The sequence below is a fragment of the Stenotrophomonas sp. YJH_SMC_105-26 genome, from assembly GCF_059368915.1.
This window is the reverse complement of sequence record NZ_JCAFSD010000001.1, coordinates 347019-358511: the sequence shown is the minus strand read 5'-3', so window position 1 is coordinate 358511 and position 11493 is coordinate 347019. Positions and strand designations below refer to the sequence as shown.

The 11493-nt window shown below is 67.9% G+C and carries 10 protein-coding genes; 6 read left to right on the top strand and 4 right to left on the bottom strand.

Features of this window, described 5'->3' with window-relative positions:
* The first annotated feature begins 67 nt into the window (after positions 1-67).
* From AC5P7F_RS01765 to AC5P7F_RS01750, 4 genes are all read left to right on the top strand, one after another.
* Positions 68-1636, top strand: a complete 1569-nt coding sequence (locus AC5P7F_RS01765; RefSeq protein ID WP_164077503.1) for an N-acetylmuramoyl-L-alanine amidase — start codon at positions 68-70, stop codon at positions 1634-1636.
* Between the two features lie 146 nt (positions 1637-1782).
* On the top strand, positions 1783-3687 hold the full coding sequence (gene mutL, locus AC5P7F_RS01760) for a DNA mismatch repair endonuclease MutL (protein WP_049442405.1): 1905 nt from the start codon (positions 1783-1785) through the stop codon (positions 3685-3687).
* Positions 3688-3698: 11 nt separating this feature from the next.
* Positions 3699-4628, top strand: coding sequence for a DUF1684 domain-containing protein (locus AC5P7F_RS01755; RefSeq protein ID WP_049442406.1), 930 nt, complete (start codon positions 3699-3701; stop codon positions 4626-4628).
* Positions 4629-4630: 2 nt separating this feature from the next.
* Complete coding sequence (locus AC5P7F_RS01750) at positions 4631-5593, top strand: TraB/GumN family protein (RefSeq protein ID WP_164077502.1); 963 nt, start codon at positions 4631-4633, stop codon at positions 5591-5593.
* A gap of 74 nt (positions 5594-5667) precedes the next feature.
* Here the strand turns inward: AC5P7F_RS01750 and phaR are convergent, their stop codons facing one another.
* The 3 genes from phaR to gluQRS all read right to left on the bottom strand — a co-directional run bounded on the left by phaR (position 5668) and on the right by gluQRS (position 8069).
* On the bottom strand, positions 5668-6207 hold the full coding sequence (gene phaR, locus AC5P7F_RS01745) for a polyhydroxyalkanoate synthesis repressor PhaR (RefSeq protein WP_032956189.1): 540 nt from the start codon (positions 6205-6207) through the stop codon (positions 5668-5670).
* Between the two features lie 183 nt (positions 6208-6390).
* Complete coding sequence (locus AC5P7F_RS01740; RefSeq protein WP_014647808.1) at positions 6391-7131, bottom strand: beta-ketoacyl-ACP reductase; 741 nt, start codon at positions 7129-7131, stop codon at positions 6391-6393.
* 17 nt (positions 7132-7148) lie between these two features.
* Entirely contained in the window at positions 7149-8069 is a 921-nt protein-coding gene (gene gluQRS / locus AC5P7F_RS01735) for a tRNA glutamyl-Q(34) synthetase GluQRS (protein ID WP_134809106.1), read from the bottom strand.
* Positions 8070-8162: 93 nt separating this feature from the next.
* Between gluQRS and htpX the strand changes: the two genes are divergently transcribed.
* A complete protein-coding gene (gene htpX, locus AC5P7F_RS01730) occupies positions 8163-9029 on the top strand; it encodes a protease HtpX (protein WP_014647806.1) in 867 nt (288 codons plus the stop codon).
* 671 nt (positions 9030-9700) lie between these two features.
* Here htpX and AC5P7F_RS01725 read toward each other — a convergent pair.
* Positions 9701-10528, bottom strand: coding sequence for an inositol monophosphatase family protein (locus tag AC5P7F_RS01725; protein WP_005417749.1), 828 nt, complete (start codon positions 10526-10528; stop codon positions 9701-9703).
* A 120-nt stretch (positions 10529-10648) separates the two neighbouring features.
* On the opposite strand from AC5P7F_RS01725, the gene AC5P7F_RS01720 reads away from it, so the two are divergent.
* Positions 10649-11419, top strand: coding sequence for a TrmJ/YjtD family RNA methyltransferase (locus tag AC5P7F_RS01720; protein WP_164077501.1), 771 nt, complete (start codon positions 10649-10651; stop codon positions 11417-11419).
* Positions 11420-11493 lie beyond the last annotated feature (74 nt).

Sequence of the window (11493 nt, the reverse complement as noted above, 5' to 3'; positions counted from 1 at the left end):
GCAGGTTACGGATTATTAAGGAAAAAAGTGTTGCATTCCGTTCAGCGCGGTGATTGAATCCTGAGCCATGCGCCCGGGGAACCGTCTCATCGCCATCTGTGCCGCCGTCGGACTGGGTCTGGCGAGCGTCAGTACGTGGGCGGGTGAAGTCCGACAGGTCCTGCTGAACACCGGCGCTACCGGCACCCGTGCCGAGATCTCGCTGGTCGGCAGTGGCGGCTACAAAACCCTGTCGCTGGCCGGCCCGAACCGCCTGGTGGTCGATTTCCCCGACTCCAGCGCCATACGCAACCTGAAGATGCCGGCCGCGCAGGGCGTGGTCACGGCGGTGCGTACCGGACAGCCGGTCCCAGGCACGTTCCGCGTCGTTTTCGACCTCGCCGAATCGGTGGCGCCGTTCCGCCCGCAGATGCAGCGCGAGGGCAATGAATCCAAGCTGGTGATCGAATGGCCGGGCGATGGCCCGGCCGTGGCCAGCCGCCGCCCGGCGGCGACGCCAGCCGTCCAGCCGCAGGCGCCCGCGGCGGGAGCTGCACCTGTACCGACTCCGGCCGAGAGCGCGCAGTCGCGCACCGATGCCGCGCGTGCCACGGCCCTGCTGACCGCACAGGTACAGCAGCAGGCCAGCGCCACTGCCGCCGCACCAGCCACGCCGACCCCGGCACCGACCACCGCGCCGGCCCAGGTTGCTGCGGCCGGTGTCACCGCCAGCAGCACGCCGTCGTCCTCGCCGGCCGCGATCCTCGCCGGCCAGCGCACCGCAGCGGTGGTGACCACGCCGCCGGCCACCGTGCCTACACCGGCACCGACGCCGGTGGAACCGCCGCGTCCTGTCATGCCCAGCGATGCGTCGCGTATCCGCATGCAGGCGGGCATGCGCCACCTGGTGGTGGCGATCGATCCCGGACACGGCGGCCAGGACCCGGGTGCGATCGGCCCGACCGGCAAGCGCGAGAAGGATGTCACTCTGGCAGTGGCGCGCGAGCTGGCCCGCCAGGTCAACGCCACGCCAGGCCTGAAGGCCTACCTGACGCGCGACAGCGACGTGTTCATTCCGCTGCCTATGCGTGCGCAGAAGGCGCGTGCGAACAAGGCGGACATCTTCATCTCGATCCATGCCGACGCGGCCGAAAACCGCTCGGCCACGGGCTCATCGGTCTACGTGCTGTCGACCAAGGGCGCCTCTTCGCAGCGCGCCCGCTGGCTGGCGGACAAGGAAAACGCGGCCGACCTGGTCGGTGGCGTGCGCCTGCAGCAGACCGAAGGCACCCTGGCCAACGTGCTGCTGGACCTGGCGCAGAGCGGCTACATGAAGGCGTCCGAAGACGCGGCCGGCCACGTGCTGGGCGGCCTGAAGCGGATCGGCAACAACCACAAGCCGAACATCGAGCGCGCCAACTTCGCGGTGCTGCGCACCTCGGACATGCCGGCGATGCTGGTGGAAACCGCGTTCATCTCCAATCCGGATGAAGAACGCCGCCTGATGGACCCGGCGTACCAGCGCAAGATCGCTGGCGCCGTGCTGGATGGCGTGCACACCTTCTTCAGCCGCCAGCCGCCGCCGGGGACGTTGTATGCGGCCCGCGCCCAGGCCGAGATCGACGCGGCCGGCACCATGGCCGGCGGCAGCAAGTAAGCCGCCGAAGGCGGGTTGCTGCTTTCCGTAGAGTCGAGCCGCGCTCGACTGGGCCTTGTCGGTAGCCCGCAGTCGAGCATGGCTCGACTCTATCCTCGGCAGCTCCGCTATCATCGACCCATGAAGTCTGCTGCCCATCACCTCCCATGAGCGCGCCCGGTCCGCGCCCGATCCGGCCGTTGCCGGAGATCCTCATCAACCAGATCGCCGCTGGCGAAGTGGTCGAACGGCCCGCGTCGGTGGTCAAGGAACTGGTCGAGAACGCGATCGATGCCGGCGCCAGCCGCGTCGACATCGATCTGGAAGAGGGCGGTGTGCGCCTGATCCGCATCCGTGACAATGGCAGCGGCATCGCACCGGAGCAGCTGCCGCTGGCGGTATCGCGCCACGCCACCAGCAAGATCGCCGACCTGGACGATCTGGAATCCGTGGCAACGCTGGGGTTCCGCGGTGAAGCGCTGCCTTCGATCGCCTCGGTCAGCCGCTTCACCCTGGCCTCGCGCCGCGCGCATGACGAGCACGGTTCGGCGTTGCAGATCGAAGGCGGCAAGATCGGCGAGGTGACCCCGCGCGCGCACGCGCCGGGCACCACGGTGGAAGTGCGCGAGCTGTTCTACAACGTGCCGGCGCGGCGCAAGTTCCTGCGCGCCGAGCGCACCGAACTGGGCCATATCGAAGAGTGGCTGCGTTCGCTGGCGCTGGCACGGCCGGATGTCGAGCTGCGCGTGTCGCACAACGGCAAGGCCTCGCGTCGTTACAAGCCGGGCGATCTGTATTCCGATACACGCCTTGCCGAAACGCTGGGCGAGGATTTCGCCAACCAGGCCGTGCGCGTGGACCACAGCGGTGCCGGACTGCGCCTGCATGGCTGGATCGCGCAGCCGCATTATTCGCGCGCGAGCGCCGACCAGCAGTACCTGTACGTCAACGGTCGCTCGGTGCGTGACCGCAGCGTCGCCCACGCAGTGAAGATGGCCTACGGCGATGTGCTGTACCACGGCCGCCAGCCGGCCTATGTGCTGTTCCTGGAACTGGATCCGACCCGCGTCGACGTCAACGTGCACCCTGCCAAGCACGAAGTGCGCTTCCGTGATTCGCGGCTGGTCCATGATTTCGTCTACCGCACGCTGAAGGATGCGCTGGCCGATACCCGCGCCGGCATGTCGGCGCAGGAGATCGGTGCCGGTGCTGCGCAGCCGGTGGATGCCACGGCCATGCCGATGGCATCGAGCGCAGGCGCGTCGGGATTCGGGCTGGTGCGTGGGCCCGCGCCGGGTGCCGGCTCGGGAGGTGGTGGTGGCGGATTCTCCGGATGGCGCCCGCAGCAGCCGCTGGGCCTGCAGGTGGCCGATGCACCGGCTGCCTATGCCGCGCTGTATGCCGCACCGGCCGGCGCCGAGCGCGGTGCTGCGCTGCCGCCGATGCCGACCGAGAACGGACTGCCGGTCACCAGTGCCGACGCAGGCGTGCCGCCGCTGGGCTATGCGATCGCGCAGCTGCATGGCATCTACATCCTGGCCGAGAACGCCGAAGGCCTGATCGTGGTCGACATGCATGCGGCCCACGAACGCATCGGCTACGAGCGCCTGAAGAACGCGCACGATGGCATCGGCCTGCAGTCGCAGCCGTTGCTGGTGCCGATCACGCTGGCAGTGGGCGAGCGCGAGGCCGACACCGCCGAGAGCGAAGCTGAAACCTTGGCGGCGCTCGGCTTCGAGGTGACCCGTGCCGGCCCCGGTTCGCTGCACGTGCGCAGTATTCCGGCATTGTTGGCGCATGCCGAACCGGAAGGGCTGCTGCGCGACGTGCTGACCGACCTGCGCGAGCATGGCCAGAGCCGCCGCGTGGCCAGTGCACGCGACGAACTGCTTTCGACCATGGCCTGCCACGGCGCGGTGCGTGCCAACCGGCGCTTGACCCTGCCGGAAATGAACGCGCTGCTGCGCGACATGGAAATCACCGAACGGTCCGGCCAGTGCAACCACGGCCGACCGACCTGGGCCCGTTTTTCGCTGGCGGAGATCGACCGCTGGTTCCTGCGCGGACGTTGAGGGGAGCATCGATGCGTTATCGGGGAATGGCGGGCCTGCTGGCCGCCGTGGTGTTGGCCGCCTGCAGCCCGGCAACACCGCCGGTGCCGACGGCCGCTGAAGATCCGGCCTACGCGGCCGCGCAGCAACAATGGCGTGTAGCGCGCTACCAGGACCTGACCCGGCCCGATGGCTGGACGGCGCTGGTGGGCCTGCACTGGCTGCAGAACAAATCGCATTTCGTTGGCAGCGGCGCTACCAACGGCATCCGCCTGACGGTTGGCCCGGACAAGCTGGGCCTGCTGCGTCGCGAAGGGACGCAGTGGTGGTTCACGCCTGAAGCCGGTGTCGATGTCAGTCATGATGGCCTGCCGGTGCGCGGCCGCATCCGCGTTGACACCGACAAGGACGCGCAACCGACGCTGCTGGCCTTCGATGGCGGCAAGGGCCAGCTCAGCATCATCCGCCGGGGGCCGCGGGACGCGCTGCGGGTCAAGCATGCCGATGCGCCTGCGCGGCGTGACTTTGCCGGCCTGCAGTACTGGCCGGGCGGCGTGGACTGGCAGGTGCAGGCGCGCTTCATCGCGCACCCGCCGGGCAAGACCCTGCCGATCGTCGACATCACCGGCCTGACCACCGAGATGCCCAATGCCGGCGCGGTCGAGTTCGAACGCGATGGTCGCAGCTGGCGGCTGGAAGCGATCGGTGCGCCCGGGCAGCCGCTGTTCCTGATCTTCGCCGACCGCACCAGCGGCCGCGGCAGCTATCCGGCCGGTCGCTACCTGGATACCGATGCGCCCGCCGCAGACGGCACCGTGCGCATCGATTTCAACCATGCCTACAACCCGCCGTGCGCGTTCACCGCCTACGCCACCTGTCCGCTGGCGCCACCGGAAAACCGGCTGGACCTGCACGTGGAAGCGGGCGAGAAGGCGTACCACCTGCCTGAAGGAGAAGGCTGACCATGCCGATCAAACACCTGTTCCGTGCCGCGCTGCTGATGGCGGCGTGCGCGATGGCAACCCTGGCCACTGCCCGCGATGCGCCGGGCACCACGGCTGCGGCCGCGACCGCCGCGGCGGCCAAGCCGCCCGTACCGCTGTTGTGGAAAGTCACCGGCCCGGGCGATGCACGCGTCTACCTGCTGGGGTCGTTCCACCTGCTGAAGCCGCAGGACTACCCGCTGTCGCCCGATGTCGAGCAGGCGTTCGAGGCCTCGCAGCGGGTGGTGTTCGAGCTGTCGCCGGAAGACATGCAGTCGCCGCAGCTGGCCAGCCGCATGGTGCAGGCCGCGACCCGCACCGATGGCAGCGAGCTGAAGCGTGATCTGGGTGCGCCGACCTGGCAGAAGCTGCAGGCCTTTGCTGCCCAGAACCAGCTGCCGCTGGCGCAGATGCAGGGCATGAAGGCCTGGTTTGTCGGCCTGAGCATTTCGGTCGGGCAGATGCAGAAACTGGGGCTGGACCCGGCGCTGGGCCTGGACCGCCACTTCATGGAGCGTGCGCAAAAGACCGGCCGCAAGACGGCGGGCCTGGAGGACATCGATACCCAGATCGGCATGCTTGACGGGATGACGGTGCAGGAGCAGCGGCAGATGCTGGCCGAAGCGCTGGACCAGGCCGGCAAGGCCGATGAGCAGGCGCGGCTGCTGCATGATGCATGGCGTCGCGGCGACGAGCGCCTGCTGTGGACCAAGATGGCGGCGGAGATGCGCCAGCAGTATCCGCAGCTGTACCAGCGCATCAACACCGGGCGCAACGATGCCTGGGTGCCGAAGCTGCAGCCGTACCTGCAGGCCGGGCAGGGCGGTACGCTGGTGGTGGTCGGCACGCTGCACCTGCTGGGCAGTGATGGCGTGGTCGAGAAGCTGAAGGCCAAGGGCTACAAGGTCGAGCGCGTGTGCACGGGGTGCAAGGCGAAACGCTGACGCATCGTTGGCGCGATGCCAAACAGAACGGCGCGCCAGGGGCGCGCCGTTTTCGTATCAGCCGTAGCTGCCGTTCAGCGGCGGGTCTTGCCGCCGGTGCCGGTGCCGGTGCCCGGTTCGCCGGGCTTGTTGCCGGTGCCGGTTCCCGTTCCGGTACCGCCCGGGCGCGGGCCACCGAAACCGCTGCCCATGCTGCGCTGGAATTCCTGCCACAACTCCAGGTTGCGCTCGGTCAGCTGGTTCATCATCGCCCACGGGGTCTGGCCCAGCAGGTTGCCCATCTGCTGGCGGAACTGCTGCTGCTGGTCGAGGAAGACCTGCATGCTGCGCTCCAGATAGTTGCCCATGAAGCCCTGCAGGGAATCGCCGTAGAAGCGGATCAGCTGGCTCAGCAGCTGGGTGGACAGCATCGGTTCGCCGTCCTGTTCCTGGTCGGCGATGATCTGCAGCAGGACCGATCGAGTGAGGTCGTCGCCGCTCTTGGCGTCGCGGACTTCGAAGTCTTCACCGTCCAGGATCAGCTGGCGCACGTCCTCGATGGTGATGTAGCTGGAGATCTCGGTGTCGTAGAGACGGCGGTTCGGATACTTCTTGATGATGCGGGTCGCAGCCATGAAGCGGTACTCGTCACAGTAGACGCGCAGCATGGCGCAGTGCAGCAGCGGTTGCAACCGCTCCAGCCCCCGCCAGGCTTGGCTTTCAGGGGCGATCATGTTGCGCAACAAGGGTTTGCGTGCTGCGCAGCATGACCATCGGCAGGGGCCGCCGGTGCATGCCGCGGCGCCCCCCTGCGCGGCTCACCAGCCCATGTGGTGGCCGCCGTTGATGTCCAGGTTGCTGCCGGTGATCCACGAGGCTTCCTCGGCCACAAGGAAGGACACGCCATAGGCGATTTCTTCCGGCTTGCCGAGGCGTCCGGTCGGGATGTCGGCGATGATCTTGGCGCGCACGTCCTCCGGAACCGCCATCACCATGTCGGTGGCGACGTAGCCGGGCGAAATGGTGTTGACAGTGATGCCGAAGCCGGCGTTCTCGCGGGCCAGCGAGATGGTGAAGCCGTGCATGCCGGCCTTGGCCGCAGCGTAGTTGGCCTGGCCGTACTGGCCCTTCAGGCCGTTGATCGAGCTGATCTGGATGACCCGGCCCCAGCCGCGGCGGCGCATGCCCTCGATGACCGGCCGGGTGACGTTGAACACCGAGTTGAGATTGGTGTTGATCACATCGTGCCACTGGTCCGCGCGCATGCGGTGGAAGGTGGTGTCACGGGTGATGCCGGCGTTGTTGACCAGGATCTCGACCGGGCCCAGCTCGGCCTCGACGGCGCGCACGAGTGCTTCGGCGCTGTCCGGATCGGAGACATCGCCCGGGAAGATCGCCACGTGGTAGCCGCGCTCGGTCATCGCCTGCTGCCAGGCGCGGGCCTTGGCCTCGTCGCGGTAGTTGGTGGCGACCCGGTGGCCCTGGTCGGCCAGGCGTTGGCAGATGGCGGTACCGATGCCGCCGGTTCCGCCGGTGACCAGTGCGACGCGAGATGTCATGGAGTGCTGTCCGGGTATCAGGTGGGGGAAGGGGGATTCTGCAACATCGGCGCGGAAAGTGCGCCGGCCGGCAACAGGATGTCGGTCCGCGGCAGCCGCGCCGGGTCGAACGCCCGTTGCGCAGCCTCCAGCAGCGCATCCCGGTCATCGGCGCCGTCCAGTGCGGCAGGCGCCTGGCCCAGCAGCCGCCAGAGCGCGCGCAATACCGGCACCGGCCGCGTGCTGTCCACCGGCAGCGACGCCAGCGACTTGGACAGTTTGTGCCCCGGTGCATCGAGCAGCAGCGGCAGGTGCCAGTAGCGTGGCACGGCCAGGCCCAGTGCCTGCTGCAGCAGGATCTGCCGCGCGGTGGAATCGAGCAGGTCGGCGCCGCGCACCACTTCGGTCACGCCCTGTGCGGCGTCATCGACCACCACGGCCAACTGGTAGGCCCAGCAGCCATCTGCACGGCGCAGCACGAAGTCGCCAACCTCGGCATGCACGTCCTGGTGCTGCGGCCCGCGCAGGCCATCATTGAAGTGCACGATGCTGCCGCGTGGCACGCGGAAGCGGACGGCAGGGTCCGGTCGTGGCTGTCGCGCAACGCAGCGGTGGTGGATGCCGCCGCTGGCGGCCAGTTCGCTGCGGCTGCAGTGGCAGACAAAGGCCAGATCGCTGGCCAGCAGCACGTCGAGCGCGGCCTGGTAGGCCTCCCCGCGCGCGCTCTGCCACAGGACCGGGCCGTCATGGGTGAGGCCGAAGGCGGCCAGCGCCTGCAGTTGTGCCTCCGCGGCGCCAGGCACCGTGCGCGGCGGATCGACGTCTTCAATGCGCAGCCGCCACAGGCCGCCGTGATGGCGGGCGAGCAGCCAGCTGCCGAAGGCGGCAAGCAGGGATCCGGGGTGGAGCAGGCCGGTCGGCGAGGGCGCGAAGCGGCCGCAGGAAATGGGGGAGGTCATGCTGGCTGAATCGTCGGTCAGGTTGGCGCTTGAATTCAAGCTGACCACACCGCAAATTGACTGGTATCGACCCCTTCCGAGCCGGATTTTCCCATGTTTACCCGCATTGCCCTGTTCCTGGCGACCAACTTCGCGGTCCTGATCCTCGCCAGCATCGTGATGTCGTTGCTGGGGGTCAATCCGAGCCAGATGAGTGGCCTGCTGGTCATGGCCGCGATCTTCGGCTTCGGTGGCTCCTTCATCTCGCTGCTGCTGTCCAAGTGGATGGCCAAGCGCTCCACCGGTGCGGTGGTGATCACCGAGCCGCGCAACCAGACTGAGCGCTGGCTGCTGGCCACCGTCGAGCGGCAGGCCAAGGCGGCCGGCATCGGCATGCCCGAGGTGGCGGTCTATGACGGCCCGGAGATCAATGCCTTCGCCACCGGTGCCAACCGCAACAACGCGCTGGTGGCGGTGTCCACCGGCCTGCTGCACAACATGAGTGAAGACGAGGCCGAAGCGGTGCTGGGCCACGAGATCGCCCACGTCGCCAACGGTGACATGATCACCATGGCACTGCTGCAGGGCGTGTTGAACACCTTCGTGATCGTGCTGGCCCGCGTGGTCGGCGGCATCATCGACAGCGCGCTGTCGGGCAACCGCGAAGGCGGCGGCCGCGGCTTCGCCTACTACATCATCGTGTTCGTGCTGGAGATGGTGTTCGGCCTGTTCGCCACGATGATCTCGATGTGGTTCTCGCGCCATCGCGAGTTCCGTGCCGATGCGGGTGGTGCCTCGCTGGCGGGCCGCCAGAAGATGATCGCCGCGCTGGAGCGCCTGCAGCTCAACCACGGCCAGAGCACGCTGCCGACCCAGATTGCCGCCTTCGGCATTTCCGGTTCGACGGCCAAGAAGCTGTTCATGAGCCACCCGCCGCTGGAAGAGCGCATCGCCGCGCTGCGGGCGTCGACGGCGGCGTAAGCCACCGCTCCACGGTAGTGCAGGAACGCCTGGCTTCGCGCCGGGCGTTTTTGTTTGCGCGATGCATTGCTGATGCCGGATCGTGCCCGGCGGATCGTTTCCGCGCCTGCGGGGAGGTGTCACTTTCTTTGCTCGTGCAAAGAAAGTAATCAAAGAAACACGCCGCCGGGGCGCGAGCCGTCGCTGCGCGACGGTTCCCTGTGCTTCTCGGCGAATCAGGGGACGGCGCCGAACTCGCTGCGCTCAGACACCGGCGCCTCTTCGCCCCTGATTCCCCTGCGATGCTCGGCTCGCTCAAGGCGGACTGGAAGATCAAGATCAAGATCAAGAACAACAGCATCCACACGTGGCGTGGATTTACTGGGTTCAGCTGTGGCATTTGACCTTGGGTCCGCCTTGAGCGAGCCGAGCACCGCAGGTCCGGCGAGGGCGAAGAGGTGCGGGTGTCTGAGCGCAGCGAGTTCCCGCACCGTCCCTCGACGGGCCGAGGAGCGCAGGGTACCGATGCGTAGCATCGGCTCGCGCCCTGGCGGCGTGTTTCTTTGGTTACTTTCTTTGCACGAGCAAAGAAAGCGACACCCCTCCGCGGTCGCGGAAACGACTCTCCGTGCGCACAAACGAAAACGGCACCCTCGCAGGTGCCGTCTCCATGAACCGCATTACGCGAAACCTCAGAATTTCGCGTCGAACTCCGCCGCATAACCGGTGTTGACCAGCACCTTCTGCAGCGACTCGGCCACCTTCAGGTTGCCGGCCACGATCTGGTGGGTCTCCGGGCCACGGTTGTCCATGCGGCCCAGGGTCGCGCCCTTGAAGTCGCAGACCTTGCCACCCGCCTCGCGGACCAGCAGCAGGCCGGCGGCGATGTCCCACGCCTTCACGCCGGCTTCGAAGTAGGCGTCGGCGCGGCCGCAGGCCACGTAGGCCAGGTCCAGTGCGGCCGAGCCGGTGCGGCGGATGTCCTCGCCGTGCACCAGCAGGGCGTCAACCGCCTTCAGCTGGGCGCTGGCACGGCTGCGCTCGCGCGGCGCGAAGCCGGTGTGGATCATCGTGCCTTCCAGGTCCTTGCGATCGGCCACGCGGATGCGGCGGTCGTTCAGCACGGCGCCAGCGCCACGGCTTGCGGTGAACAGTTCATTGCGCAGCGGGTCGAAGATGACCGCATCGGTCGGTTCGCCATTCTCGACCAGAGCGATCGACACGCAGTAGTGCGGCACGCCGCGCAGGTAATTGCTGGTGCCGTCCAGCGGGTCGATGACCCACATCTGGCGGCGCTCGCCCTGCACGCCACCTTCTTCGCCGAAGATGCCGTAGTCCGGGTAAGCGCGCTTGAGTTCCTTGACGATGACCTTTTCCGCGTCCGCATCCACTTCGCTGGCGTAGTCCATCCGGCCCTTCTGCACCACGTTCAGTGCCTCGAGCTTGTTGATGTTGCGCAACAGGACGTTGCCGGCGAGGCGGGCGGCCTTGACCATGACGGTGACGGCGGGTTTCTGCATGGCGTGGGCTCCCGGAAAGGCAGAAGAGATGGACTGGCGGGGGAAAAGAGCGGGTCCGGCGCAGTGGCCGGCCGCACAGTTTACCATTGGTCATCGTCCAGCTCGACCTTTTCCCTGTTCATGTCCCAGTTTCCCGCCGCCACCCGCCTCCGATTCGTCCTGGTCGGTACCCAGCACCCCGGCAACATGGGCGCTGCCGCCCGTGCCCTGAAGACCATGGGCCTGGCCCGCCTGGTGCTGGTCGCCCCCGAAAAACCGCTGGACGAGGAGGCTTTCCGCCGCTCGGCCGGTGCCGAAGACGTGCTGGGGGACGCCCCGGTGGTGGCCACCCTGGCCGAGGCCGTGGCCGATTGCCGACTGGTGCTGGGCTGCACCGCCCGTGCCCGCCGCGTCCAGCTGGAGGAGTACCTGCCGGCCGATGCCGCCGCCCGTGCGGTGGCCAAGGTGGGCGAGGGCGCCGAGGTGGCGCTGGTGTTCGGTCGCGAGCGCACCGGGCTGACCAACGAGGAACTGCAGCTCTGCCATGCGGCGGTGCATATTCCATCCGACCCGGCGTTCAGCTCGCTCAACCTGGCAGCTGCGGTACAGGTGCTGGCCTATGAAACGCGCATGCAGCTGCTGGGCGCGCAGCCGGCCGCCGACGCCGAGCCGGGTTTCCGCGAACAGGCCGCCAGCCATGAGCAGATGGAGAGCTTCTTCGCCCAGCTCGGCGACACCTTGGACGAGATCGATTTCCACAAGGGCCGCGCACCGGAATCAGCGATGCGCAAGCTGCGCCGCCTGTTCCTGCGCAGCGAGCCGAGCGAGCAGGAAGTGCGCCTGTTGCGCGGCATCCTGGCCGACACCCAGCGCATGGCGCGACTGGCACAAGCGGGCAACAAGGACAGCTGACGACGTTCTCATTTTTTCGGGTAGTCTGTCCGGATACCCAGGGGGGGATGAAGCCTGTGTCGGGTCTGCGAAGG